The 25,501-nt window shown below is 64.8% G+C and carries 24 protein-coding genes; 11 read left to right on the forward strand and 13 right to left on the reverse strand.

Features of this window, described 5'->3' with window-relative positions:
* Nucleotides 1-55 precede the first annotated feature (55 nt).
* Both AC6JAM_RS11205 and AC6JAM_RS11210 read left to right on the forward strand, forming a co-directional pair.
* Nucleotides 56-937 (forward strand): IclR family transcriptional regulator, encoded by an 882-nt coding sequence (locus AC6JAM_RS11205; protein WP_082581751.1) that lies wholly within the window; start codon nt 56-58, stop codon nt 935-937.
* A gap of 127 nt (nt 938-1,064) precedes the next feature.
* Nucleotides 1,065-1,943 carry a hypothetical protein gene (locus AC6JAM_RS11210; protein ID WP_497934676.1) on the forward strand — a complete coding sequence of 293 codons (879 nt, stop codon included), beginning with the start codon at nt 1,065-1,067 and terminating at the stop codon, nt 1,941-1,943.
* 84 nt (nt 1,944-2,027) lie between these two features.
* Here the strand turns inward: AC6JAM_RS11210 and AC6JAM_RS11215 are convergent, their stop codons facing one another.
* The 3 genes from AC6JAM_RS11215 to AC6JAM_RS11225 all read right to left on the reverse strand — a co-directional run bounded on the left by AC6JAM_RS11215 (nt 2,028) and on the right by AC6JAM_RS11225 (nt 5,754).
* Complete coding sequence (locus tag AC6JAM_RS11215; protein WP_488315550.1) at nt 2,028-3,515, reverse strand: cation:dicarboxylate symporter family transporter; 1,488 nt, start codon at nt 3,513-3,515, stop codon at nt 2,028-2,030.
* Between the two features lie 108 nt (nt 3,516-3,623).
* On the reverse strand, nt 3,624-4,208 hold the full coding sequence (locus AC6JAM_RS11220; RefSeq protein ID WP_056391648.1) for a dTMP kinase: 585 nt from the start codon (nt 4,206-4,208) through the stop codon (nt 3,624-3,626).
* 163 nt (nt 4,209-4,371) lie between these two features.
* Nucleotides 4,372-5,754: an SLC13 family permease gene (locus tag AC6JAM_RS11225; RefSeq protein WP_268002037.1), complete on the reverse strand. Its 1,383-nt coding sequence runs from the start codon at nt 5,752-5,754 to the stop codon at nt 4,372-4,374.
* A gap of 116 nt (nt 5,755-5,870) precedes the next feature.
* Here AC6JAM_RS11225 and AC6JAM_RS11230 point away from each other — a divergent pair, with 116 nt between their 5' ends.
* On the forward strand, nt 5,871-6,146 hold the full coding sequence (locus AC6JAM_RS11230; protein WP_018770713.1) for a hypothetical protein: 276 nt from the start codon (nt 5,871-5,873) through the stop codon (nt 6,144-6,146).
* Between the two features lie 2 nt (nt 6,147-6,148).
* A complete protein-coding gene (locus AC6JAM_RS11235; RefSeq protein WP_134165513.1) occupies nt 6,149-7,081 on the forward strand; it encodes a threonine/serine dehydratase in 933 nt (310 codons plus the stop codon).
* A gap of 80 nt (nt 7,082-7,161) precedes the next feature.
* On the opposite strand, the gene AC6JAM_RS11240 is transcribed toward AC6JAM_RS11235, so the two are convergent.
* Nucleotides 7,162-7,512: a hypothetical protein gene (locus AC6JAM_RS11240; RefSeq protein WP_018770711.1), complete on the reverse strand. Its 351-nt coding sequence runs from the start codon at nt 7,510-7,512 to the stop codon at nt 7,162-7,164.
* A gap of 156 nt (nt 7,513-7,668) precedes the next feature.
* Here AC6JAM_RS11240 and AC6JAM_RS11245 point away from each other — a divergent pair, with 156 nt between their 5' ends.
* Nucleotides 7,669-8,586, forward strand: a complete 918-nt coding sequence (locus tag AC6JAM_RS11245; RefSeq protein ID WP_018770710.1) for an SMP-30/gluconolactonase/LRE family protein — start codon at nt 7,669-7,671, stop codon at nt 8,584-8,586.
* Between the two features lie 60 nt (nt 8,587-8,646).
* On the opposite strand, the gene AC6JAM_RS11250 is transcribed toward AC6JAM_RS11245, so the two are convergent.
* The 3 genes from AC6JAM_RS11250 to hisC all read right to left on the reverse strand — a co-directional run bounded on the left by AC6JAM_RS11250 (nt 8,647) and on the right by hisC (nt 11,160).
* Nucleotides 8,647-9,288, reverse strand: a complete 642-nt coding sequence (locus AC6JAM_RS11250) for an NADPH-dependent F420 reductase (RefSeq protein WP_018770709.1) — start codon at nt 9,286-9,288, stop codon at nt 8,647-8,649.
* 70 nt (nt 9,289-9,358) lie between these two features.
* Complete coding sequence (locus AC6JAM_RS11255) at nt 9,359-9,991, reverse strand: YitT family protein (RefSeq protein WP_497935952.1); 633 nt, start codon at nt 9,989-9,991, stop codon at nt 9,359-9,361.
* A gap of 50 nt (nt 9,992-10,041) precedes the next feature.
* On the reverse strand, nt 10,042-11,160 hold the full coding sequence (gene hisC, locus AC6JAM_RS11260; RefSeq protein WP_018770707.1) for a histidinol-phosphate transaminase: 1,119 nt from the start codon (nt 11,158-11,160) through the stop codon (nt 10,042-10,044).
* Between the two features lie 92 nt (nt 11,161-11,252).
* Here hisC and AC6JAM_RS11265 point away from each other — a divergent pair, with 92 nt between their 5' ends.
* Together AC6JAM_RS11265 and AC6JAM_RS11270 are read left to right on the forward strand one after the other, a co-directional pair.
* The gene (locus tag AC6JAM_RS11265) at nt 11,253-11,726 is read left to right on the forward strand and encodes an Lrp/AsnC family transcriptional regulator (RefSeq protein ID WP_018770706.1); all 474 of its coding nucleotides are present in this window, start codon (nt 11,253-11,255) and stop codon (nt 11,724-11,726) included.
* A 244-nt stretch (nt 11,727-11,970) separates the two neighbouring features.
* On the forward strand, nt 11,971-13,971 hold the full coding sequence (locus AC6JAM_RS11270) for a rhamnogalacturonan lyase (protein WP_268003444.1): 2,001 nt from the start codon (nt 11,971-11,973) through the stop codon (nt 13,969-13,971).
* Nucleotides 13,972-14,359: 388 nt separating this feature from the next.
* On the opposite strand, the gene AC6JAM_RS11275 is transcribed toward AC6JAM_RS11270, so the two are convergent.
* The 3 genes from AC6JAM_RS11275 to AC6JAM_RS11285 all read right to left on the reverse strand — a co-directional run bounded on the left by AC6JAM_RS11275 (nt 14,360) and on the right by AC6JAM_RS11285 (nt 17,182).
* Nucleotides 14,360-14,899: a hypothetical protein gene (locus tag AC6JAM_RS11275; RefSeq protein WP_134165512.1), complete on the reverse strand. Its 540-nt coding sequence runs from the start codon at nt 14,897-14,899 to the stop codon at nt 14,360-14,362.
* A 59-nt stretch (nt 14,900-14,958) separates the two neighbouring features.
* Nucleotides 14,959-15,780, reverse strand: a complete 822-nt coding sequence (locus AC6JAM_RS11280) for a hypothetical protein (RefSeq protein WP_224084126.1) — start codon at nt 15,778-15,780, stop codon at nt 14,959-14,961.
* 523 nt (nt 15,781-16,303) lie between these two features.
* The gene (locus AC6JAM_RS11285) at nt 16,304-17,182 is read right to left on the reverse strand and encodes a MurR/RpiR family transcriptional regulator (RefSeq protein ID WP_026265989.1); all 879 of its coding nucleotides are present in this window, start codon (nt 17,180-17,182) and stop codon (nt 16,304-16,306) included.
* 101 nt (nt 17,183-17,283) lie between these two features.
* Here AC6JAM_RS11285 and AC6JAM_RS11290 point away from each other — a divergent pair, with 101 nt between their 5' ends.
* The 3 genes from AC6JAM_RS11290 to AC6JAM_RS11300 are packed head-to-tail and all read left to right on the forward strand — an operon-like array spanning nt 17,284 to nt 20,401.
* On the forward strand, nt 17,284-18,678 hold the full coding sequence (locus AC6JAM_RS11290; RefSeq protein ID WP_026265988.1) for an MFS transporter: 1,395 nt from the start codon (nt 17,284-17,286) through the stop codon (nt 18,676-18,678).
* Nucleotides 18,675-19,166 carry a GAF domain-containing protein gene (locus AC6JAM_RS11295; RefSeq protein ID WP_018770699.1) on the forward strand — a complete coding sequence of 164 codons (492 nt, stop codon included), beginning with the start codon at nt 18,675-18,677 and terminating at the stop codon, nt 19,164-19,166. The genes AC6JAM_RS11290 and AC6JAM_RS11295 overlap by 4 nt, the downstream gene beginning before the upstream one ends.
* Complete coding sequence (locus tag AC6JAM_RS11300; protein WP_497934677.1) at nt 19,163-20,401, forward strand: metal-dependent hydrolase family protein; 1,239 nt, start codon at nt 19,163-19,165, stop codon at nt 20,399-20,401. The genes AC6JAM_RS11295 and AC6JAM_RS11300 overlap by 4 nt, the downstream gene beginning before the upstream one ends.
* Nucleotides 20,402-20,471: 70 nt before the next feature.
* On the opposite strand, the gene AC6JAM_RS11305 is transcribed toward AC6JAM_RS11300, so the two are convergent.
* The 3 genes from AC6JAM_RS11305 to AC6JAM_RS11315 form a co-directional block, all read right to left on the reverse strand.
* The gene (locus AC6JAM_RS11305; protein WP_056391636.1) at nt 20,472-21,440 is read right to left on the reverse strand and encodes an SRPBCC family protein; all 969 of its coding nucleotides are present in this window, start codon (nt 21,438-21,440) and stop codon (nt 20,472-20,474) included.
* Between the two features lie 177 nt (nt 21,441-21,617).
* Nucleotides 21,618-24,275 carry an exo-rhamnogalacturonan lyase family protein gene (locus AC6JAM_RS11310; protein WP_497934678.1) on the reverse strand — a complete coding sequence of 886 codons (2,658 nt, stop codon included), beginning with the start codon at nt 24,273-24,275 and terminating at the stop codon, nt 21,618-21,620.
* Nucleotides 24,276-24,418: 143 nt separating this feature from the next.
* The gene (locus AC6JAM_RS11315) at nt 24,419-24,571 is read right to left on the reverse strand and encodes a hypothetical protein (RefSeq protein WP_200953170.1); all 153 of its coding nucleotides are present in this window, start codon (nt 24,569-24,571) and stop codon (nt 24,419-24,421) included.
* Between the two features lie 227 nt (nt 24,572-24,798).
* Between AC6JAM_RS11315 and AC6JAM_RS11320 the strand changes: the two genes are divergently transcribed.
* The gene (locus AC6JAM_RS11320) at nt 24,799-25,410 is read left to right on the forward strand and encodes an NADPH-dependent FMN reductase (protein ID WP_018770694.1); all 612 of its coding nucleotides are present in this window, start codon (nt 24,799-24,801) and stop codon (nt 25,408-25,410) included.
* Nucleotides 25,411-25,501 lie beyond the last annotated feature (91 nt).

Consider the following 25,501-nt stretch of genomic DNA (forward strand, 5'->3'; position numbering starts at 1 on the left):
TGAAAAGCCTCTTTGTGGCGGGGCCCACACCGCCCAGTCTTGAAGGACGCAACGGATGGAGGCGGAGATGGCGGGAGCGGGCAGGGCGGCAGCCGCCGCGCCCACAGAGGCCGCCACGGGTCTTCCGGGCACGCCCGTACTGGTGCGGGCTCTGAGCCTTCTTGCCCAGTTTACGGAACAGCGCCGTGCCCTGAATCTGTCCGAACTGTCCCGCCAGGCCGGACTTGCCCCTGCCACGGCCCTGCGGCTGGTGCGGCACCTGACGGAGTGGGGCGCGCTGGAACGCCTCGAGGACGGCCGCTACGTGGTGGGTGTGCGCCTCTGGGAAATTGCCTCGCTCTCGCCGCGGGGCCACGGGGTGCGGCAAATCGCCCTGCCTTACCTTGAGGATCTGTACGAGGTCACCCGGCATCACGTGCTGCTTGCCGTCCGCGAAGGCACGGACGCGGTCCTGATCGATCGGCTCTCTTCCCGGACCGCGACGGAGGTGGCTTACCGGGTTGGCGGACGCATGCCGCTGGGGACCACCGCCGTCGGGCAGGTCCTGCTGGCCCACGCCGCTCCGGAGCTGCTGCAGGAACTGCTTTCGCAGCCGGCGCCCCCAGGGGTGCCGGGCAGTGTTTCGGGTGCCGGGAGTCTCCCGGCGGCCCGGCTTCGCGGTGTCCTGGCAAACGTAAGGCAATCCGGCGTCGCAGTGGTTCGGCGGGACCATCCCTCCCGCACTGTCTCCGTCGCCGCACCCATTCATGGGGCTGCCGGCGATGTAGTGGCTGCATTGTCCATTGTGGTCCCGGATGCCCAGACGCCGGCGCATGAGCTGGTGCCGCTGGTCAGGGCCGCCGCGCGGGCCATCTCGCGAAGCCTCGGCCACCAGGCGAAGGCCAGCGGAGCATGGCGGCACCCGCAGCTCCAGGAGCCGGGCCACCCCCCGGCCTGACACTTGGCGTCCTCCCGGCGCCCGTCAATCCCGCCGGTTTTGAGACCGTTCCGTTATTTGCGTCCCGCCTTTCACCCTTTACGCTTGAAACTACTAAGCATGCTGTCTATTTCGGAGGTTAACCCTGATGCGAAAAGTTTCTGCGCTTGGAGTGGTAACTGCGGCGATGCTGGCCTTGGCCGGCTGTTCGGGAGGAGGCGGCGGAACTGCCAGCCCGTCAGGCACGGCAACAACGTCGGCATCCGCCTCTGCCAGCCAAACCGCCAACGCCAAGGTGTACTCGGAGGACGAGCTCCGCGACCTCATTTCGGGCATGAAGGACGCTGACGGCAACGAACTCAAGCTGTACTCCAAGGAGCAGGTTGACCAGGGCGGAAACATTGCCAACCTGCTCATGAGCACGGCAACCATTGACCCCAAGGACTGCAAGGACATTGCCACCGCCGGCTTGCTGGACAAGGTGGAAAGCGGCGACGTAGCCGTGGCGCTTTCCGAGGGCAACCAGCCGCGCACGCTGTCAGCACAGTCCGGCAGCCAGGGCCCCGACGCCGTCAAGACACTGAGCGACATCAGCGGCAAGATGAACCAGTGCGCCAAGTTCTCGGTCTCCGCCCTTGGCCAGAAGTACGACGTTTCCAGCCAGGAGCTGAAGGCGGACACTGACGCTGAAAAGACCTTCGCAACCGTCAGCACCCGCAGCGGCGACAACCAGCAGAAGCTGATGCAGGTTTCCGCTGCCCAGGGGCGCCTGTTGGTGGTTGCCACCAAGGGCGGCACCGATCTGGGCGACAAGGACCAGAAGGAGCTTGAGGAGCTCATTAACGACGTGTTGAAGAAGGCCGAAGGCGGCGCAACGTCCAGCCCCACCTCCACCAGCTCGTCCGGTTCTTCCGGCACGTCATCGCCGGGCAGCTCGGCGTCGTCCACCGCCTCGTCCACCTCGTCGGCGACGATGACCGCGGGCAGCGGTTCCTCGTCGTCGGCCTCCCCAACGGCGTCGCGGTAGCGGCACCAACTCCGCAATATTGAAACGGGGCGGGCCAGGACAATTATTGTCCTGGCCCGCCCCGTTCTCTCGTTGCCCGGCGCCCTACTTGGCTTTGCCGCTCAAGCCGACGCTGGCGCTTGTGTTTTCCGGCAACTCGGAGACGACCTCCCGTGTTGGTGCGCCCCGGAACTTCGGTGATGGGTCCTGTCCCGCTGTAAGCCGCTGCAGCTCCTGCCCCTCAAAATCCTCTTCCTTGCCCAGCAGGATCGCAGAGTCGTGGTTGGTGATCTCACCCTTGAAGGCGCGCAGCATGACGCTGTGGTCAAACTGGCCTTCCCACTTCGAGACAACGAAGGTGGCAACACAGTTGCCCAGCAGGTTGACTACGACGCGCATTGAGTCCATGAGCCGGTCTGCGCCAAGGAGCAGTGCCACGCCGGCCACCGGGAAGATACCCAGTGCTGCAGCAGTGGCGGAAAGCGCGAGGAATGAGGAGCCGGGAACCCCCGCCATGCCCTTGGATGTCAGCAGCAGTACGCCAAGGGCGGCCAGCTGTTGGCCAAGGTCAAGGTGGTGGCCGAAGGCCTGGGCCAGGAACAGCAGGGAGATCGAAAGGTAGATCGCGGCGCCATCGAGGTTGAAGGAGTAACCGGTGGGCACCACAAGGCCGGTGGTGGCACGGGAACAGCCCGCGTTGGTCAGTTTGGTCATGATCCTGGGCATCACCGCTTCGGTTGATGCGGTGCCCAGGGCCAGGAGGAACTCCTCCCGCGTGTACTTCAGGAACTGCCAGAGCGGCACCCGGGCAAACCCCCAGGCCACGACGAACAGCAGGCCGATGAAGACCAAAGCGGCGCCGTAGCAGGCTGCGATCAGGACCGCGTAGGTGCTCAGGGTATCCAGCCCGTACTGGCCGATGATGAATGCCATGGCGCCGAAGGCGCCCAGCGGGGCGACCTTCATGATCCATGCCATGATCTTGAAGATCAGTTCCAGGATGGTTTCCATGACGTTGATGACCGGCAGGCACTTTTCACGCCCGATCACTACGATGGCAGCACCAAAAAACACTGAGAAGAAGAGCACTTGCAGGAGGCTGTTGCTGGCAAATGCGCCGATGACGCTGGCCGGGATGATGTCCAGAATGAAGGATGCTGCATCCTTGGGTGCCGCGGACCCGGTCTTTGCGTCCAGGTCTGCCTGGGAGAGCGTCGACGGGTCGATGTTCAGGCCGGCTCCGGGCTGGACGATGTTTCCCACAATGAGTCCGAAGACCAGGGCGAACAGGGTTGCTCCCGTGAAGTAGAGCAGGGCCTTTACCCCAACCCTTCCGACCGCCTTGACGTCGCCTACGGCTGAAATTCCGGTAACGATCACCAGGAAGATCAGCGGCGCGATGATCATTTTGATGAGTTTGATGAAGCCATCTCCGAGCGGCCTCAGTTGTGATCCAAGGTCCGGCCAGAAATGCCCGATGAGGACACCTGCCACGACGGCGATCAGAATCTGGAAGAAGAGCGACTTGTACAGCGGCTTCCTCTTCGCGGGCACCGAACTCGCCTTCAGTGCCTCAGGGTTTGGGATCTTCATTGACCTTTGCCTATCAATCGGGAACAGCCCGTTTTCGGGGCCGTTTCCAACGTAATCCTCGTCACACTAATTCCGCAAGAGGAAAACCAAATTCCGCTATGTGGAATGTTAAATAGTGTTTGTGACTGCGACCCCGTCGAGTCGTGAGCGCAACTCGGCCATCAACTGCTGTGCGGGGACGGAGGCGTCCAGCTTCACGAAGCGCGCGTACTCCGGCAGGTCCCGGTATCCCGACTGGAATGCGGCGAGGTCATCAAGGCTCTCTGAGTCAGTGCCCCGGACAATGATGCGGTGGTGCGCCTCGACGGGGTCGATGTCCAGATGGAAAATGGCGTCCGGTTCCGGCAGGCGGGCCAGCAGCCACGGAAGGAACCGGCCGCGTGGCAATCCGTTGGCGGTCCGCAGTGCCAGCTGGCAGTGGAGGTGCCGGTCCATGATTACCAGGCCGTCGAACCGGCTGGCGCGCAGGTGCGATACCAGTACGTTGCCCACCCGGAGGGCGGTTTCGACGGCGTCGGCCAGTTTGGCGGGCAGGCGCACTCCCAGCCTGGCGGACAGCAGGGACATGACCCGCCGGCCCGCGTGGTTGCTCAGGAGCAGCGCACGGCCGCCCTCCGCCCGCACCGACGACGCCAAGGCGCGGGCCGCCGTCGACTTCCCTGATCCGTCGATACCCGTCAGCACAATGATCATCCGGCCTCCTCCCGCCGCCTTGTTCAACGCCGGGGGAGGGCGCAACGTCCCGGGTGAGCTGCAATTCACAGCTGGGGGACAGAGTCCGGGGCGGCAGGTCAAGGAAGTGAACAGCAAAGCGGGCCGCTAGATGCTGACGGGCCGCCTGATGGTGGAAAAGGACCTACATGATGCCGGTGGGTACCAGCAGGGCCCACGCCAGTGCCGGTGCCACCAGCACCACGCCGCCTGCGTAGAACATCAGCTGCTTGTAGACGCGCTGCCGGTCGTCGTCGCGGGCGTTGGCCACTACGAGTGCTCCGTCCGTGGAGAAGGGGGATACGTCGACGACGGTGGCTGCGATGGCCAGCGCGGCCACGGTTCCGGAGGCGCTGAGCGAGCTGGTGGCCAGGAGTGGGCCGGCCAGCGGGATGAAGGCGGTCAGCAGGGCGGTGGAGGACGCGAAGGCCGAGCCGACACCGATCACGTAGCAGAGGACCAGGGCGATCAGCAGCGGAGCCCCCAGGGCCAGGGCGTGCTCGGCAAGCGTGTCGATGACGCCCACGTGCTCCAGCAGGGATACGTACGTGATCATGCCTGCCACCAGCAGGACGGTGGACCAGGAGATGCCGCCGATGAAGGTCTTGTGTTCCTTGATGTTGACGAACGCGAGCAGGAGGCCGGCGGAGAGGGCCACGAAGCCGATGGGCATGTGGAAGCCGAGGGTGCACACCAGCATTGCCGCGATCAGCGCCAGCGTCAGAATCTGCTGGCCGTGCGGGCGTCCGGCGGAGGAAGTGTCGATGTCCACGTGCAGCCCGCTGGCACCGTCGCGCAGTTTGCCGATCAGGGCGAACAGGACGATGGTCAGCACCGAGAGGATGAGGTTCAGGGCGAAGCTGGCAATGAACAGGCCGCCCTGGGAAATCGGGAAGTCGTTCTTCAGTGCGATGTTGTGGACCAGCACGCCGGCCACTGACAGCGGGGAGAATCCGCCGGCGTGTGCGCCGTTGATGATGAAGGCGCCCATGACCACGGGGTGGATGCGCGATTCGTAAGCGAACCCGATCGCGGCCGGTGCCAGCAGCGCGATGGCGGCCGGGGAGAACGTTCCGAGCGAGGTCAGCGCGGCGGCGACCAGGAAGAACACCCACGGCAGCAGCATCGTCTTGCCGCGGACAATCCGCACACATCCCTTGACGATGATCTCGATGGTGCCGTTGCGCTGGGCCATGCTGAAGAAGTAGGTGACGCCGATGATGGTGAGGACGATGGTGGCCGGGAACTCCTCGAGGATCTGCTTGTCAGACATCCCGAGCATGAAATAGCCGACGCCGAATGACGCGACGAGTCCCATCACCCCGATGTTCAGCGGCCATTTGGTGGCGACGACGAACATCACCACGAGGATCACCAGCGGGATGATCTGGACAGCGGTCATGGTCGGCTCCGGGTCCGTGGCGGCCGCCTGGTTGAACATGCCGCCGGCAACGAGGGCAATCACACCCAGGATGGCCAGGCCGGCCACCACCCACAGCAGGATACGACGGCGGAGGTTGCCTTCCACTCAACACTGCTGGAAATCGCGCGGGAACGGGCCGGCGACTACCTCCAGACCGTAGGCTGGAAGCCGGTCGGGGGTTCCCCGGCCGGTACAGCAGTTCCCAGGTGAAAGGCAGGACCATGACCGTTTCCAGCGACGATCCCCAGAACACCGCAGACCTCCGCGGGCCGGGCGACCCGGACGGGGCCAAGGACGAAACCAAGGACGACGTCACCAAGGCCCCGCAGTCCGGCCAGCACCTGGAACAGCCGGGAGCATCCAACATCCGCGAGGAACAGCAGGGCCATGCTGCCGGAACGGTCCCGGCATCGTATGTGGGCGGCGAAGAGGCCGACCCGGAACAGAAGCCCGAAGAGGCGCTGGCGGAGCCGGGCGCCTGGGATGACGAAGTCTGACAATGATCACCCGCGCTGACATCGACCAGGCCGCGCAGCGGACAGCGGGCCTTGTCCGCAGGACGCCCGTCCTGCAGGCGGATGCGGGCACCGCCGCCGGCCCGGTTTGGTTCAAATGCGAATTCATGCAGCACACGGGCACGTTCAAGGCCCGGGGCGCGCTGAACCGGATCCTGGCCAGCAAGGAACGGGGTGAACTGCAGGCGGACGTGGGGGTGGTTGTTGCATCCGGCGGGAACGCGGGCCTGGCCAACGCCTATGCGGCGGCCCAGCTCGGGGTGCCTGCAACGGTCTTCGTTCCTGAAGCGGCACCGGCCGTCAAAGTCGGCAAGCTCAGGGCCATCGGTGCCACCGTGGTCCAGGGCGGTTCAGAGTACGCGGCCGCCTACCAGGCCGCCATTGCGCACGCAGAGAAGACCGGCGCCATCTACTGCCATGCCTACGACCAGCCGGAAATTGCCGCCGGCGCCGGGACGGTGGGCTCCGAATTGCTGGAACAGGTGCCGGACGTGGACACCGTCCTGGTGGCCGTGGGCGGTGGCGGCCTGATGGCGGGAGTAGCCGCCGCCGTCGAAGGCTTTGCCAAAGTGGTGGCTGTGGAACCGGAAACTGCGCCCACCCTCCACGCCGCCCTGGCGGCAGGGGAACCGGTGGACGTCCCGGTATCGGGCGTCGCCGCGGACTCCCTGGGTGCCCGCCGCATAGGCGACATCGGCTTCTCCGTCGCGGTCCGCTGCGGCGTCGGGAGCGTCCTGGTCTCCGATGAACAGATCATCGCCGCCCGCTCCGCGCTGTGGAACGACTACCGGATCGTGGTGGAGCACGGTGCCGCAGCCGCCTACGCCGCGCTCGCCTCCGGCGCCTACGTGCCCGGAAAGGACGAACGCGTTGCCGTCATCCTTTGCGGCGCCAACACGGATCCGGCCACGCTCTAGGCCGGAGACAGAGATAGGCCGGAGAAAGAGAAAGGACCGGCCGCCTGTCCCGCAGGCGGCCGGTCCCTTCAGAAGATTGTCTAGCCGCCGGCCTGGCCGCAGAACTTGCTGTAGGTGCTGCCGGCTTCCTGGTAGCCCGACTGCAGATCGGCCAGCTTGTCCTTGTCCGGGTTTTCCTTGGCCTGCTCGTCCGTGTACGCCAGGATCGAGGCCAGGGCGGGCTTGAGATCGTCCGAGGCAACGGCGTGGATGGGTCGGATCTGGTTGGCGAGGTTGTTCATCCCCGTCTTGCCGGCGTTGTTGGCGGGGTTCGACACAACGGCCTGGATCCGCTCGCAGGTTTCAGCGGTGGACAGTTGGTGCGTGGCGGAGCAGGCCGTGGCGGAGGCAACGAGGCCGGCGGCAAACAGGGCTGTGGCGAATTTCTTCATGGGTCCCTCAGTAGTGGTCAGAGGTTTCGATTGTAAGCAGATTGGGTAGGCCGATGCCTTCGCAAGCCCAATACATGCGCTTAAACTGGCAGCACCAATCGTGCGGAGCTTCCGCAGATGGGCCCCGCGCGCATCGACCCAGACTAAGGAACAAGCATGCGCCATCCAGTACGCCACGGTGCCGCCGCAGGGCTCGTGGCCTCTTTTTCATTGCTTCTTCCCACTGCCCTTCCGGCGTCGGCTGCTCCACCGTCCGGGGAGATAGTGCTCGACGGCGCCACCTCCGCCGAAGGCATCGCGGCAGGGGAGGGCAGGACTTTCTATGCAGGGGAACTCACCACGGGCGATATTTTCCGCGGCGACATCCGCAAGGGCACGGCAACCCGCTTCATCGATGCACCGGCAGGCCGCGCCGCCGCCGGGATGAAGGCCGATACCTGCCACCACCTGCTGTTTGTGGCGGGCGCCAACACCGGCAAGGCATTCGTCTACAACACCGACACGGGCAAGCCGGTTGCCGATATCCGCCTGGCCCAGGGGTTCATCAACGACGTCACCCTCACCAGTGACGGGGCCTGGTTCACCAACTCAGCCGCCGCGGAGCTCTACTTCCTGCCGGTCGGCGGGGACGGGGAACTGGGCAAAGTGAAGACCCTCAAGCTCAGTGGCCCGGCGGCGGACGTCAAACAGGGGTTCAACCTCAACGGCATTGCGGCCGTGCGGGACGGCAAAATGCTCATCGTGGCCCACTCCCTCAACGGAGCCCTCTACACGGTGGACCCCAGGACCGGGGAGAGCGCTGCGATCAAGGGCGTCAAGGTTCCTTATGTTGACGGCATCCTGGTACGCGGCGACAACCTTTGGGCCGTCCAGAACCAGCTGAACCAGATAGCGCGCATCGACCTCTCCGGCGACCTGGCTTCCGGTGAGGTACGGGACACGATCAAGAGCAGCGACTTCAATGTGCCTACAACGGTCGCCTTGTTCGGGAATACGCTCGCCGCGGTCAACGCCCAGTTCAACCAGCCGCCCAGCCCGTTCGAAGTGGTGCTGGTACCGGCCTGGAACCGTTAAACGTTAAACACAGAACTGGCTGGCAGTAGGCACTGCCAGCCAGTTGTCGGACGGGACGAATCAGACAGTCCGCGCAGCCTTTTCCAGGTTGTCCTTCAGCTCAACGGCGTTCTGCCTCTTCACGTAGGCAGGACGGTCCCGCTCCACGCGCCAGCTCTCGGACAGCGGCCCCACGTTAACCGTGTCGAAACCGAATTCGTCGTACAGCCGGGTCACCAGGTCCGCGGCTTCCTGGTAGTCGCTGGCGGTGGCCAGGGCGCGCCGGTTTTCCGTGCCGTCCGGAGTTCCGTCCGTGGTGATGTCCTTTGCCATGATGTGGTTGAAGCCCTTGGCCACCTTTGACTGCGGGAGGTGCTCCTGCAGCAGACCGGAGGTGGTGGCTTCGCCGTTGTCCAGGGCGGGGATCCTGCCGTCCCGCTCCCAGTAGTAGTTGTTGGTATCGATCACAATCTTGCCGGCCAGCGGCTCCACCGGGATGTCCTTGTAGTTCTTCAGCGGCACCGTGACCACGGCGAAGTCGCCGGCCGCTGCTGCTTCAGCCGGCGTGGCGGCCCGCGCCCTGGGGCCAAGTTCCGAAACCAGCTCCTGGAGGGTTTCGGGCCCACGGGAGTTGCTGATGACTACGTCGTAGCCCAGCTCCACGGCCTTCCGTGCAACCTGGCTGCCAATATGTCCTGCACCGATGATTCCGATTGTTGTCATATGGGCGGCAACGCAGGTCCCCGCGCAGATATTTCAGCGGCCTGCAGGGAATAAAAAGCCGGTGAGCCGCCTACTTTCCCAGGTACCGGCCCGGCCGGTGGTTCAGGGCGAGGATCAGGTTCAGGAGGGTGGCGCCGGCCGCGGACAGCAGCACCATCAGGGGCGGAACGAGTGCCAGGGCCGCCAGGACGATGGCCACGTCCAGCACCATCTGCACGTACCCTGCGCGCCATTTCAGCTTTTCCTGCAGCAGCAGGGCCAGGATGTTGAAGCCGCCCAGGCTTGACTGGTGCCGGAACAGGATCAGGAGGCCGACGCCGGCGAGCAGGTTTCCGCCCAGCACGCCATACACGGGGTCAATGTGCAGGGACCCCAGGGCCGCCGGGTGCAGGCTGGCCATCACGGACACCAGGGAGATCGCGGCGCCGGTGCGGAGGGCGAAGTTCCAGCCCTTCTTCCACACCGCCAGGGCGAAGAACGGCAGGTTCACTGCGAAGAAGATGACGCCAAACGGCAGTGCGACCGAATAGCTGAGCAGCAGTGCGAGGCCGGCGGTGCCGCCCGTCACGGCCCCGCTCGACTTGAGCAGGAACAGCCCCAGCGACGCCGCGAAGGTGCCGGTCAGGATGCCCAGGACGTCCTCAACCACGGAATGACGGACGGCCGACGGCGGCGCTGAAGGTGCCGCCGTCGGCCCTTCCATGTGCCGGGCTGGGGCAGGGGTTGCGGCAGCCGGTGTTTCTGTTGTGGTGCTCACTGGGCCGCGGCCGCCTCACGCAGGAACCGCCCGCGGTTGGCCAGGACAGCAAGGACCCTGTCGTTGGTGGCCCGGTCCGCCAGCGTGATGCGGACCCCGTCCACGGCGTAGCCGCGCACCAGGATGTCGGCGTCGGCCAACGCGTCCAGGAGCTGCACACGCAAATCATCGTCGGCACGCAGCCAGTAGAAGTTGGCCTGACTGTCCGGCACATCCCAGCCATAGTCCCGTAGCGCACCGATGACCCGGGTGCGTTCCTGGGCCACCGCCTCGGTCCGCTCAAGAATTTCGTCCCCGGCGGCCAGCGAAGCAACCGCGGCCGCCTGCGCCATCCTGTTCACGCCGAAGGGGACGGCCGTCCGGCGGAGGCCATCAGCAATTTCCGGCCGGGCAATGGCGTATCCGATCCGCAGGCCCGCCAGCCCGTATGCCTTGGAGAAGGTGCGCAGAATGCACAGGTTGGGGTGGCGGCGGTAGAAATCGAGCGAGTCGACGCCTGGTCCGCGCTGGAATTCGACGTAGGCCTCGTCCAGTACCACCAGCACCCGCGGCGGAACAGAGCGGAGGAACTCCTCAAGGTCCGCGGGGCTGATGGACACACCCGTGGGGTTGTTGGGCGAGCACAGGATGACCAGGCGAGTGCGGTCCGTGATCGCCGCGGCCATGGAGTGGAGATCGTGCTGCTCGGTGGCCAGCAGCGGCACGGGGACCGAAACGGCGCCCGCCACTGCCACCAGGATGGGGTAGGCCTCGAAGGAGCGCCACGCGTACACCACCTCGTCGCCGTGGCCGCAGACTGCGGAAATGATCTGCTGCAGGACGCCGGAGCTCCCCGGTCCGGCGGCGACTTCCCCGGCGCTGACGCCGAACTGCCGGGCAATGGCGTCCCGCGCCTCCACCGCACCCATGCTTGGGTAACGGTGGATCCTGCCCGCCTCGGCCGACATTGCCTCAATGACGGACGGCAGGGGAGCAAAGTGGCTTTCATTCGAGGCGAGGGCGGCGGTCAGGTCAGACTGCGCGCTCTTGCCGGCCACGTAGGCGGGAAGTTGGGCGACGGCGGTACGGACCTCGGGTGCCTGGGTTTCGGGAAGGGTGCTGGTCATGGAGAGCATGCTCCCGGAGCGCAGGACGTTTGCGCAACACAACTGTGTGCAGGAGGACAGATCCGGTGCGCAGGGACTGCAGGGGTGGAAAAATGCTCAGTATGCACCGCATTGATGCCCTTGACGCTGAGATCCTCCTCACACTTGACCGGGATCCGCAGGCCACGGTCCTGTCCCTCTCCAGGACGCTGGGCGTTGCCCGCAATACGGTGCACGCCCGGCTCCGCCGGCTGGTCAACGACGGCAGCCTGGCGCCCTTCAGCCAGCGGGTGCGAACGGAAGCGCTGGGCCTGCCGCTGATTGCCTTCATCTCGATCTCCATCAGCCAGTCCGCCAGCGACATTGCCGTGGCAGCGCTGCAGACCATTCCGGAAATCATCGAGATGCATGCCACCACCGGGGACGCGGACCTGCTCGCCAAGGTGGCCGCAAGGGACCCCGCCGACCTGCACAGGATCACCAACGCGATGCTGGCGATTGACGGCGTCGTCCGCACCAGCACGGCCATGTCCCTGGTGGAAGTCATGCCCACCCGCACCCTGCCGCTGCTGCAGGCGGCGACGGGGAAGCAGTGAATCCAACGAGGTGGGAAACAAACGCAATGGAACAAAATCTCCCAATTACTTCCGTCACACTATTGACCATATTTGTCATGCGCTGATAAACCTAAAGGGCAGAAAGCGTTTCCCCGCAGCTTCCATCCCTCCTCCACATCACTCGGGAGTGAGATCCTTGGCGTGAATGAAACGTTCCAAACTGACGTGCGGCAGACTCAGCTGCCGCCGCATCAAAGGAGATGTTCTTTTGGCACAATCCTCAATGTGTTCCCCGCAATCCCCAGCGGGCAGGGCCTGGAAGGCCGCGCCGGCCGCAGCGGCGGCAACGCTCGCCGCAGCACTGGCTTTCACTGGCGTCCCGCTTGCTGCTGCTGATCCCGGCCAGGCCGGGCCGGCCGCCCAGGCCAGCCCCGCCGCCCCGGCACCGTCCGGGCCCACACGCCAGGTGGAAACCCTGGACCGTGCCCCCGTGGCTGTGCTCACGGACCGGGGCGTCACCCTGGGTTGGCGGATGCTCGGCCTGGACAAGGACAGCGTGGGCTTCCACGTCATCCGTGACGGCGTCCAGATCACCGACGAGCCCATCCGCAGCACCACCACCTATGTGGATCCTGCGGGAACGGCGGCCTCGAAGTACGTCATCAAGACGGTCGGGAACGGCAACGGGCAGGACAAGCTCAGTGCCGAATTCAGTCCGCTGGCGCAGAACTACCTGCCCATCAAACTGGACAAGCCCGCCGACGGCGTCAGCAAGGACGGCAAGCCGTACACCTATACGGCCAACGATTCGAGTGTGGCGGATCTGGACGGCGATGGCGGCTACGAAATCATCCAGCTCTGGAACCCGTCCAACGCCCAGGACAACTCCAAGTCCGGCTACACCGGCAATGTGTACGTGGACGCCTACAAGATGGACGGCACCAAGCTTTGGCGAATCGACCTTGGCCGCAACATCCGTGCCGGCGCCCATTACACCCAGATGCTGGCCTATGACTTCGACGGCGACGGCAAAGGCGACGTGGCTTTCAAGACTGCGGACGGCACCACCGATGCGGCGGGGACCGTCATTGGCGATGCTGCGGCTGACTACCGCAACAGCGCCGGCTACGTCCTGTCAGGGCCGGAATTCCTCACTGTGTTCAACGGTGCCAGCGGCACCATTATGGACACGGTTCCTTACGATCCGCCGCGCGGGAGCGTAGCCGCCTGGGGTGATGGTTACGGCAACCGCGTGGACCGTTTCCTTGCCGGAGTGGCGTACCTCGATGGTGAGCACCCGTCCATGATGTTCAGCCGTGGCTACTACACCCGCACGGTCCTGGTCACCTACGACCTCGTCAACGGCAAACTGGTCAAGCGGTGGAAGTTCGATTCCGACGTGGCCGGGGCCGAATACAAGGGCCAGGGCAATCACAACCTGTCTGTGGCGGACGTGGACCAGGATGGCAGGGATGAGTTCGTCTTCGGCTCCATGACGATCGACGACGACGGCACGCCGCTGTACAACACCAAGCTGGGCCACGGGGACGCCATCCACACCGGCGACCTTGACCCCTCGCGGCCGGGCTTTGAGACGTTCGCCGTACACGAGAGCATGTCCGCGAGCGGCAATCGCGGTGCCACCTTCCGCGACTCCGCCACCGGTGAAGTGCTCTGGAGCATTCCCGCTGTCAAGGACACCGGCCGAGGCGCCACCGGCGACATCGACCCCCGGTTCCCAGGCTCGGAAAGCTGGGCCGTGGGCGGTGACGCTGCCTGGAACTCACCGGCGGGGTTCCTGATGTCGGCCAAGGGCGAGCGGATTTCGGACAAGATCCCGGCGGCCAACTTCATGGCCTGGTGGGACGGCGACCTGCTGCGGGAAATCGTTGACCACGACTTCAATGCCGAGGCAGGCGTGGGCGTACCCACCATCTCCAAGTGGAACTGGGAAACCGAAACCAGCGACCGGCTCCTGACAGCCACCGGCGCTAGGACCAACAACGGCACCAAGGGCAACCCGTCACTGCAGGCCGACTTGCTGGGTGACTGGCGCGAGGAACTGGTGTTCCCCTCCGCCGACAGCACCGAGCTGCGGATCTACACCACCACCTCTCCCACCGAGGTCCGGCTCCGCACCCTGATGCACGACCCCATGTACCGGACCGGCGTGGCCCGCGAGACGGTCGGCTACAACCAGCCTCCGCACCCCAGCTTCTTCATCGGTGAGGGCATGCAGACGCCGGCCTCACCGGCTGTCTTCTACGCAGGCAAGGCCAGGTAAGCCGCCGGACTCCGGCGAAGTCATCATGCAGATGCAGCCTGATGAAGGGCTATATGGAGGATCGGGAAGGGCGCGCTCAGCTACTCGGGGCGCGCCTTTTTCATGTCGTCGATCGGGAGGTCAGAGCCCAAAGATTTGGCGCTGCCATAGGTGCGGAGGGGTGCTGTGGGACGACGACGGGCCCCCGTTCCGACGCAGTGCGCTGGAACGCGGCGCGTGCTTAAGCGTCTGCCCGTCTGGCGGCGGGGGGCGCAGTTGTTCCCGGCTCGCGGCAAGGCGGCCACGGCGGGGCACCAATAGCCGCCGGAATGCTTCACGCTAGTGAGGATTCTTCATCTCGTCGACAAACTCCTGCGCTATCTGCGACATCAGGGTCAGTGCCTCTTCCTCAGTTATCGCCGCACCTGTGTTGGCACCCATGTCCAGAGACACCGTTCCGGCAAGGACGCGGAGCCCCGACCCCAACAGCGTTGCCGTCGAAGGATTCCTTGGTCAGGTACGCCTTCTCACCAATGTCCGGACCAGGGAGAAGTTGAATGGTGAACCTCTGGGGTCCATTGGCTGAGGAAAGTGTCTGGTCAAACATGGCGCAGCGAGCCATCAGCTCCGGGCTGTAGTCAAAGTCCGCTTTGGCGAGCGTCTCCCGAGGCGCGCTCCGCACATCAAAGAGAACCATGCCCATGCCTCGATTGCCGGCGTTGAAGATCTCGGCCAGCGCGAAGCCCATGGAGGGATCCAATTGCGCCTCGTGCTGCCACGACCTGTGGAAGACGTTGCATTCACCTGGCTCGGTCGGACCGAGGATCGGCGGAGTCGATCCAGACGCCGGTGGTTGGGTGATCAAGGCATAGGACTTGCGGACCATGGCTGTGTCTTCGGCCCTTCCGCCGTAAGGCTCCAGCACTTTGCTGCTGGCTTCTGGATGCATCGGGGTCCTCCTCCTGTTGGTTTCCGTCCCAGAGCTTGTTGGGGCGGGCAGGGGCTGTCTCAGAAGTCGATCCCCTTGACCAAGGTGACGAACTGTTCCTTAACCTGCTCTTCGGTGGGTCCAGCTGGTGAGATCAGGATCTCTGCGACGAATATGGCCATGTTCTGGCCGCGGGCCACCATCAGTGACATGTAGGTAACCGGTACATCACTTGGCGGCCGGAGAGCCTTGGGTCCGCCCGGGTCTGATCGGATTAGCAGGATTGCTTTGTCTCCAACGCCTTCGATGCTTTGGCCATCAGGCGGCATAGGCCCCGAGAGCGCGGACGCACCGCCTTGATGGAGCTCGATGGCGAATTTGAGCGAGTCCGCCCCGGGCGTACCCAGAGCACCAAATTGGTACCGACAGTTACCCTCACCCGGGAGAACCTGCGCCTGCGTTGTGGTGCCAAAGGCCTGCTTGAGCGCGTCTACGCTTACCAAGGCACATACGGGATTGTTCGTCTCAGTCTGGGGACCGACGGGCGGGGCGGGCGGTACACGGAGTTCAGCCCCGTTGCCCCACCCGCCCTCGACAAGGGCCTGGGCAAGTGCGCGCGCCGCGGCGTCGCCGTCCGGTCCCGGGGTGTCCGGTGACATTGGCGGCATGGCCACGATCCGCAGGTCGAGCGACTCGTTGCCGCGGACAGCCTTGAGCACCGTGTTTGCCGACGCCCCGCCGGACTCGCCGCGGAACCAGCCCGACCACTGCATGCATGCGAAATCACCGATGCCCTCAATGACCGAGCAGTCCGGTGTCTTTTTCGTTTCGGCGATCTCCGCCGCCGACGCGGGTGAGGTCAGTGAAACGGTGAGCGCAAGGACCTTCTCCGCCTTGCTCATGTAACTGCACACATACCCCTGGCTCCCCGCCGGTTTGCCCCCTGGGCCCATTTGGGCCAAACCAGGATCGATCTTTACGGCGATCTCGGGTGTGATCAGGTCACAGGCCGGACTGCCCGACTTGGCTGAAGCTGACCGCGTTGGTCCGGACAAGGGGGACTGCATTGGTTCGGATGAGGGCGACGCTGTTGGTGACGGAGGCGCACCGCCTTGCGCGCACCCTCCGAGGAGAAGGGCCTGTGCCGCGACAAGCGCAAGACCTTTCCACGGGGAAAGTTTCCGGTCAGCGCTCATTGCTTCCCCCTCCACCTCCAAAAAGCTGCCAAGCATCCGGCTGTTCTAATGCGCTGATGCTATGGGTGTGAAGGGCGGGTCGAAAGAGGCTAAGGACCCGCTGAAAAGAGAAGACGTGAACCGCTGAACATCACCGTGAGTTGTTCCGATGAAGCCGCGCGCACATCAGTACCGATACACCGGCCACCCACCTGAACGACTACCTCTGCCGGTCCTATCATTGGGCAGCTTATGAACTGGGCCGCGGGTGCATGATCCGCATCTGGTCCCAGGTGCGTTCCGAAGCCGCGATACTCCGCGTCGACCGATCGCGATCCAAGGAAGCGAGCTCAACAGCCACAGCCTGCACCGCCGCCACTGCGCCCGTCAGGGAGGGGAAGAAGCCCGCACTTTCGGCAGGCACCACAATCCGGTCCGTTGCATGTTCCGCAACCGGTGAGCTGGCGGTGTCCGTGATGGTAACGATCCTGGTGCCGAGACTGTGTGCGATGTCCACGGCCCGGACGGTGCTGTCATAGACGCGCCAAAGGCTGATGGCAATGACCAGATCGTCCGGCGTCAGGCGAGCCACAGCATTGGTCAGTGCCGCCACGTCGGCGTCGAACAGCCTGACGTCGTACCCGGCAATGATGGCGTTGTGTTCCAGCGCCTTACCCGGAATGGCATAACTGCCGGCAGCAATAATGAGGGTTTGCCGCGCACCTGCGATGGCCTCGGCAACCGCATGGACCACGCCCGGATCCACGGTCCGCTCCAGGTGCGCCAGGTTGGACCGATCGGTGGTCAGCGAGGCCTGCGCCGGGCTGCTGACGTGGCCGTTGTGTTCGGCGGCGATTTCGACTGCGCTCAGCGATGCGAGGAACCGGGAGCGGAGCTCGAATTGAAACTCAGCCCACCCCTTGAAACCAAGCGTTTGGGCGGTGCGGGTCACGGTCGACGCGTTCGACGATGCCGCGGCCGCTATGTCGCTGACTGAACCGTAGGAGGCCAGCCGGGGCTGGGATCGAAGGACACCCAGTACCTGCAGCTGCCGGGCTGCAAGCTTGCGTCCCTGGGCCTGGCCGTCGAGCCATTCGGTCAAGGTGGCGCTGTTAACTTCTTGTTTCACCTATTGACCTCCGCAAGTGATCCACGTAACTTCAATCTACATGCACGGATCTGTGCAAATTCAAAAAACTGTACAACTTGGCCCACTTCGGCAGGATTCCCATGTCTCTTACAGCTCGCCTGGACCGGCTCCCACTCAGTCGTCCACACTACAAGCTTCTCCTTATCGGAGGGCTTGGATACTCCTTTGACGGCATGGACGGCGCGGTCGTGGCCTTCCTGCTGCCCCGCATCCAGGAACTCTGGGGCCTCAGCACGGCGTCCCTGGGCCTGGTTGGCTCCGCCGCGCCGCTGGGCTTCTTCTTTGGCGCTATTCTTTCCGGCTGGATGGGGGACCGGTTCGGGCGCAAGAAGGTCATGCTGTGGGCCCTTGCCTTCTACTGCGCCATGTCCGTGGTTGCTGCCATGGCGCCCAATTTTGAAGTCTTCCTCGTTGCACGTGTCCTTGCAGGGCTCGGCGCTGGAGCGGAAAGCGTCATCATCGCCCCGTTCCTCTCAGAGTTCATCCCGCCCAAGCGGCGTGGCTGGTTCATCGGGACGCTGGCCGGGTTCTTCTCCTTCGGCTTCGTTGCCGCCGCATTCATCGGACGGTTCGTCGTCCCCGTGGGCGACGACGGATGGCGGTGGGCGCAGGTCATCACGGCAGTTCCCATCCTGCTGCTCCTCTGGTGGCGCCGCAGCCTGCCTGAATCACCCCGCTTCCTCATGAGTCAAGGCCGTGCGGCGGAAGCCCAACGCGTGGTTGAAGGCTTCGAGCAGAAGGTCCTCCGCGCAACAGGCAAGGAGTTGCCGGCAGCGGAGGAAGGCGTCGAGGATATTGCCAAGCATGGGCAAAAAATCAGCATTTGGAACGCCCTGAAGGTCATGTGGTCGCCTGCCCTCCGTCGCAGGACCGCCGTGATCTGGCTGATTTGGTTCGTCATCACCTTCTCCTACTACGGATTCTTCTCCTGGATCCCCACCCTTCTTGTGGGGCGCGGAATCACGGTCACCAAGAGCTTCGAATACTCCATCATCATTTACCTGGCCCAAATCCCCGGCTACTTCTCCGCCGCCTGGCTCTGCGACCGCATCGACCGCAAGAACACCATCGCCCTGTACCTGGCGGGCTCGGCCCTCAGCGCGTTCTGGCTCAGCCAATCCAGCGATGCCGGGATGATCCTGGTGGCGGCAGCAACGCTTTCCTTCTTCCTCAACGGCACCTACGCCGGCGTTTACGCATACACGCCGGAACTTTTCCCCACGTGGATGCGGGCTACCGGCGTAGGGCTGGCAAGTGCCGTTGGCAGGGTGGGAAGCATCCTGGCCCCGTCCATCATCGGTGTGTTCGCCGCAACCCTGGGCTTCGGCGGTGTCTTCACCATGACCACGGTGGTCCTGGCAGTCGGCGTTCTGGGTGTGGTCATCTTTGGAACGTCGACAGCGGGCAAGTCCTTGGAAGATATCAACGCCCGCACTGAACCGGAGCGCCCGGCCGCAGTGGGAGGCGGCAAATGAACGGATCGAAAGTCGACGCAGCACTCCAGGCCGTCTACGGAGAATTGCGCCAGGATCCTGGAGTCATCCTGTTCACCGCACTCCGTTGGCTGCAGGCAGACTCCGTATTGCGGCGTGTGTTCACCAGCCATCCAGAGGAGTACCCGCTGGGTGCTGAAAAGTCAGTGGAAATCTCTGCAGGCTGGCTGGAAACCGTCATAGCTAAGCAGCAGCCATTCCTGGCACCCGATCTGGAGTCGCTGGCCGAAGTGTTTACTGATGTTGCCCTGATTCAGTCCCTCGGATGCGGTGCGGTCATCAATATTCCCGTGGTCTCCGGCGGTGCGGTGGTGGGTGTGTTGGCACTGCTTGATGCCGAAGGAAAGTACACCGATCGGAGCCTCAGCACCGCATCAGCAGTTGTGTCCGCTGCGACCGAAGAGATCGCATCGGCCTTTATCAATTCAGACCAAACCGTCTTTACCGGAAAGGAAGCAGTCCGCCCGTGACTCAATCCACCCAACCACTTGTCATTAGGAACGCCAGTGTCCTGGACGTTCACGGCGGCACCTTCTCGGTCGCCGACGTAGTCACAGCAGACGGAAAAATCAGGAGTGTAGAGAAGGGTGCGGATGCTCCGGAAGAAGCGCAGATCATCGACGGAACGGGCAAATATGTCATCCCGGGCCTCATTGACGCCCACGTGCACGTCGTGGCCTCGAGCGCGGACTTCCGTTCGCTGACCTGGACTCCGCCCTCCTATGTGTATGCGCAGACCGCCCGAATCATGCAGGGTATGCTGCGGCGGGGCTTCACCACCGTCCGTGACCTTTCAGGTGCAGATTTCGGCCTGGCGAAGGCGCAGGCCGAAGGGCTTCTTGAGGGTCCCAAGCTTCACTTCTGCGGGCGGGCCCTCAGCCAGACGGGTGGCCACGGCGATATGCGCCTTCCCGGCGAGGACCATGAGCCCAACCGCAAAGGCTGCTGCGGGATCGGCCGGGTTGCCGATGGTGTGGACGCCGTGCGCGCCGCGGCCCGTGACGAGCTCCGCAAGGGAGCCCACCACATCAAAATCATGGCCTCAGGAGGGGTATCGTCCCCCACCGATCGCATCGACTCCACCCAGTACTCGCGCGATGAAATGCGGGCCGCCGTGGAGGAAGCGGAGGCGGCCAACCGGTACGTCGCCGCGCACGCCTACACTGCCCGCGCCATCAACCGGGCCCTGGAGGCAGGAGTCAGGTCGATCGAACACGGCAACCTTCTTGATGACGAGAGCCTTCGTCTCTTCCTGGAAAAGGACGCCTTCCTGGTGCCCACCCTGGTGACATATTGGGCCCTGAAGGAAGAAGGCCGGGAGTCCGGGCTGACGGAGGAGATGTGGGCCAAAGTGGATTCTGTCCTAAACAGTGGACTTGAAGCCATTGCCCAGGCCCACGAAGCAGGCGTGAAGCTGGTCTACGGTTCAGACCTGCTGGGCGGCATGCATCGTCACCAGAACGAACAGTTCAGGCTGCTGGGAAAGGTCCAGCCGGCCATCGACGCTATCCGTGCCGCGACCACCACGGCCGCCGAGTTGCTGGGAAGGCCCGGTGAAATTGGAATTATCGCGCCCGGAGCGGACGCCGACATGCTCGTCCTGACGGCTGATCCGGTACAGGACATTGCTGTGCTTGCCGACATGGCTGACCATCTTGAGTTCGTCATCCAGGACGGCGCCGTCATCCCGGGGGCCGCAAACTAAGCAGTGACGGCAAAGCGCCGCCCGCCTTTGGGGGAAAGGCGGGCGGCGCTGGTTCTTCGGTTGGGACGGGTCAGTGGCCGCCGAGGTTGCCACCCACAGGCGGAAGGCCGCCGTCGGCGTTGCGGTCGTCCTCGCGCCGTTCGCCGGCGCTCAGGTTTTCGCCGGCAACCGTGTCATCGGACTCGCCGGTGGTGTCCACGAGGCCGTTGGTCTGGTCAAAAGCGTGGCCGATCCTGTCATCGCCCAGGTCGGCGACCGAGCCGGTGGAGCCGGCCCCCGACGTCGTGCCTGGGGTTGTGGTGTCAGTTGTCCCCGTGCCCGGGTAGGCGCTGCCGGTGGTGGCGCCGGTGGTGAGGGGCTCCGCGGGCACAACCGGTTCTGCCGGGACCGCGGGAGTGGTCTGCGTAACCGTCACGTCACGCGTTTCGGTGTCTTCCTTGTTGCCGCTGGCAGCCATGGCCGCTGCTGCGCCCGCAGCCGCTGCGATGCCGACGCCGGCCGCAACCTTGCCGGAGACGCCGGCCTTGCCGGAATCGCCGCGGGAGCCCCCTGCATGTTCAACACCGGGCGTGCCCACAGCTGAGCCGGCATTGACGGATCCGCGCCAGGCGCCGCTGGCGTAGCCTTCGTCCTCAATAAATTCCTTGAACTTCTGCAGGTCCGATTCCGCCTGCCGGTCCACGACGTTGAGCTTGTCGCCCACCTTCTCGATCAGGCCTTCGGGCTCGTATTCGAGGCTCAGCCGGATGGAGGTCTGGCCGCCTCCCACGTCCTCGAACTCCACAGCGCCGGCGTTCGTGGCACCTTCGGTCGCGGCCCACGCAACTTTGCGGTCCGGGACCTGCTCCAAAATCTTGGCTTCCCATTGCCTGCGGACGCCGCCGATCTCGGCCACCCATTCCAGCCGGTCGTCACTGAGCTGGGTCACGCTCTTGACGCCGCCCATGAAGTGCGGGAATTCCTCGAACTGGGTCCACTGGTTATAAGCGGTGCTCACCGGTACGTTCACCAGAATGCGTTTTTCCACCTTCGTGCTCATAACGTCTCCTTCGCTTTGCTACCGGAAACCAATGACTCGGGAAGAATCATCAGCATGCTTACTAACATACCTTTTGATCTTGGATGTTTCCAGAGTCCAACTTGGTCATGGGGGAAAACGGACGACGGCGCCACCCGGCCAGGTGCCGCCGTCGCGGTTTTGTGCCACGCAGGAGTGTCAGTCCAGGTACCGGCCCACGAGCGCCAGGTTCTGGATGACTGCCAGCCCGAACTGGGCGGTGTCATTGGTGGACACCGTCGGCGCCTCGTCCACGGGCGCCAGCACGTGGGGCGGCTCGATTTTCCGCAGGGTGAAGGCCGATTCGTGGTTCAGGTGCTCCCCGCCTTCGGCAAAGCTTTCCCATGCCCGGGCTGCCAGTTCGGGGTCCTGCAACCTGGCCGCCGCGTAGGCCGTCAGCCTGCTGTGGGCCTGGGTGAGATGGATGCCGTCGAGCGGCCGGCCCACGGCTTCCACCTGTTCCTCCTTCGATGCCAGAAAGAGCCGGCAGTACTGCAGCCAGGCCCGCTCGAACTCCGGGTCCGGCACCAGGTCCACCAGCTCGCTGCAGATTTCCACCAGGCCGAACACCGCGCTGAGGTGTGAGACCTGGATCTGCTCGCGGCCGGTGTCGAACCGGCCCTTGTCCAGGTCATACAGCGCTTCACCGGTGAGGAAACCGTACTTGAGCGAACCGATGTCCGCCATGGTTCCCAGCAGCCGGTCGCGGGAACGCGGGTTGCCGGTGCGTTCCCAGTCCGTCAGCCAGGTTGCGGCGAGGGAACCCCAGTCCGTCCCCAGCCCAACGCCAAGTGCGCCGCGGTTGGGACGGTAGGTGTCGGCATCCGGGCGGACCTTGCGCACGGGGTCAAGACCCAGGAAGTTCTGGTCGCTGTCCACCAGTTCGGTCAGCAGGTCCCCGGTGCGCTCGTCCGCCGTCAGGTAGTAGTAGAAACGCCGGTAGGCCGGCGTGCTGATCCGCAGCTGCTTGGCGCTGCAGCCCCAGTGCTGGACGTTGTGCCGTGAGCCGAGCCCCTTCCAGGGACCCAGGTGGTAAACGTCCACTTCTCCCGTGTGCCGGGTCATGGCCTCGGCAAAGCGGAAGATGTCCGCCCGGCCGGAGCGCAGGTAGGAATACCAGAGCCACAGGTCGGGGGACAGTTCCGAATTGTCCCAGGCGTAGCCGCCCACGTCGTACCGCCACACGTGCCGGTCAAAGTCGTAGGTGTGCATCACGTCGCCGTAGTTCCAGAAGCCGTACCAGCGCCGCTGTTCCACCTGGCCGGCGTAGAAATCGAACAGGAAGTCCAACCGGTCTTCAAGCACGGCCCGCGCGGGAGTGCTCCGGTCCACCGGATCCCAGTCGCCAAAGACGCCCGCCGAGTGCAGATACTCCGGTGTGGCCTGCAGCAGGGCCGGGGTGGCAGCGGAGGCGGCGTCGGCCGCGAGGCTTTCGGTGGGCGCGGTGGCATCGTAAGCGAACAGGGTCAACTCGTGGGTGCGGGCAATTCCCGTAGGGTTGCCGAAGCCCGGCTCATAGTCCTCATACGTGATTTCCAGGCCGTCGAGCTGTTCCTCGAACGTTTCCTGGCCCAGGCCGTCGTGGTAGAAACGCAGGTCCATGGGCTGGGCCTCGGGGGAGAACAGCCACGCCGTGAGCGAGGCCTCGCCGGTGGCGGCGCCGCGGATGTCCAGCTGGCCCGGGTGGGACTGCCAGAAGTCCTTGATGCCCACCCCGAGTCCGCCGCGGGTATCGCTCAGGGAGCAGAAGCCGCCGGCGCGGGTGCCGCCGGTGATTCCCACCCAGCCGTGGCCGGCGGCGGTGCGCTTGCGCAGCTCGAATCCGTCGGCGCTGAGCTGGCTGAGGGTGTAGTCGCCCCACGTGGGAACCAGGTGGAGGCGGGTCGAGACGTCAGGGTTCCAGGTATCCGGCGGGGGAGTGGGGCGGCCGTTAATCTGCGCCTCCCGTACGTCCTCGCCCGGGTCGCGGCGGAGTCCGGTGAGGCCGCGGACTGCCTCGGCGAGGAACCCGCCGTCGGCTCCGGCGATGCGGATGTGCCGGTTGTGCAGCTCCGCCGCCAGTGGCACTGTGAACCGCACGCCCAGTCCTGCCAGGAAGTCCTGGTCCGCGTCTCCGTCCCAAATGAAAGAGTGCACCATCCGCACGCTGCGGGCGTTGGCATGGAAGTAGAAGCGGACCACAAACGGCAGCCAGTCCCGCTTTCCGCTTTCTGGAGTGTCCGGACGGTGGTTGCCTTCCAGCCGCACCACCGCCCGCACGGTGCCGCTTTGTTCCAGGACGACGGCGGTGACCCCGCCGGTGAAGGCGTCCCGGCCAACCGTTCCCGCGCCCTCGGGGACGCTGTCCTGCAGCAGGCTGACCAGCCGGGCGTCCCGGGCAACTTCCCGCCCGTTCCGGGAAAGGGTGCTGAACAGGGTGGAACCGCCGCGGTTGATCACCATCTGCAGGACGCCGGTGTCCACGGTGAGGGTGTCCGCACTTTCGGTGACCGTGACGGACGCGCCGGCCGACGACGGCTGGCTGGGTTCGGCGGCCGTGCCGCCGTCGGCCCTCACCTGATAGGTGTCCGAGGGCGTGTCCGTTGCCGGCAGCGCAATGCCCGCCCACTTCAGGGACCCGTCCGGCCAGGTGGCCAGGGGCCAGGCCTGGTTGGGGACCGGCGTGCCGCTGCCGTCCGCAACTGACAACGCCTCCACACCTTGCGCGGTGCCGCGCGGGAACGGCATCCCCCACGTGGTTCCGCCGCTGATTTCTGCGGGTGCCTGCCCGTCGATCCACCTGATGAGGGTGTTGTCCGTCATGTCATCCAATTCCACTGGTGATTGCTGCGCGCGGAAGTCCCGATAGTGGGAAAGCGCTTTCTCGATGACCTACAACGTAGTAGACAGGTGGCGTGCGTGCAAGGGGATTTTGCCAGGCGGGACGGTTGGCTGCTGGGCCGGGGCTGGCGTCCGGGCGGCTATTTCCTGGCGGGGTCCCCGTCGTCGTCTGCTCCCTCGGCTGGGTCCTGGGAGTGGACGCGGATGTCGGCAGGATCGGCGTCCGGATCGCCTTCGGCGGGCGATTCAGCGTGGACCCGGTCGTCGTCGTTCCGTGAGCGATCTTCAGTCATGGCTGCTCCTCGTGGCGCTGGTTCGCGGTACCCCTCATTCAGCGCTCCGCTCCATGACGTGTCAAGGACCTCCGACGCACTCTGGCCGCAGCAGGGCTTGTGTGCTGGACTGGTGAAGCAGTGAGCACCAACCGCCGTTTCTTCGCTCCTCCAGGCTGCTGGGACGGCGCCATTTCCAACCCAAACCGACCCAGCCGGCGCGGCCCGGCTGTTGGAAAGGACCACTCATGGCAACGTACAAGATCGGATATTTCGTGGGCAGCCTGGCCAGCGGCTCCATCAACCGGGTTCTGGCCAAGGCCCTGATCAAACTCGCGCCCGGGGAACTGGAATTCACGGAGATCCCCATCAAGGACCTCCCGCTGTACAGCTACGACTACGACGCCGACTTCCCGCCGGAGGGCCGGGCCCTCAAGGAAGCCATCGAGGCCGCGGACGGGATCCTCTTCGTGTCCCCGGAATACAACCGCTCCATCCCGGGAGCCCTCAAGAACGCCATCGACTGGGGATCCCGGCCCTGGGGCACCAACTCCTTTGCCCGCAAGCCCACCGGCATCATCGGCGCCTCACCTGGCAGCATCGGGACGGCCGTGATGCAGTCCTCCATGCGGGCCGTCCTGAGCTTCCTGGACGCACCGCAGCTGAATGCGCCGGAGGCCTACGTCAAGTACGATCCCAAGGTTTTCGGCGACGACGGCGAGGTCAAGGACGGGTCCACCGCCAAGTTCCTCAGCCACTACATGGAAGAGTATGCGGCCTTCGTGGCACGGGTCCTGGCCGCCAACGCGCCCGGTCACATCGGCGACCTGGAACCGGACGCCGCCAAGCTTTCCCGCTGATTCCCTGGCGGGTCTTCATAGGGCGTACGGATGCCCGCCGTCCCAGCAACGGCGGGCATCCGAGTCTTTATGCCGGCATCGCGAGCCGGCG

This window comes from Arthrobacter sp. GmRoot5-12 (assembly GCF_059739365.1).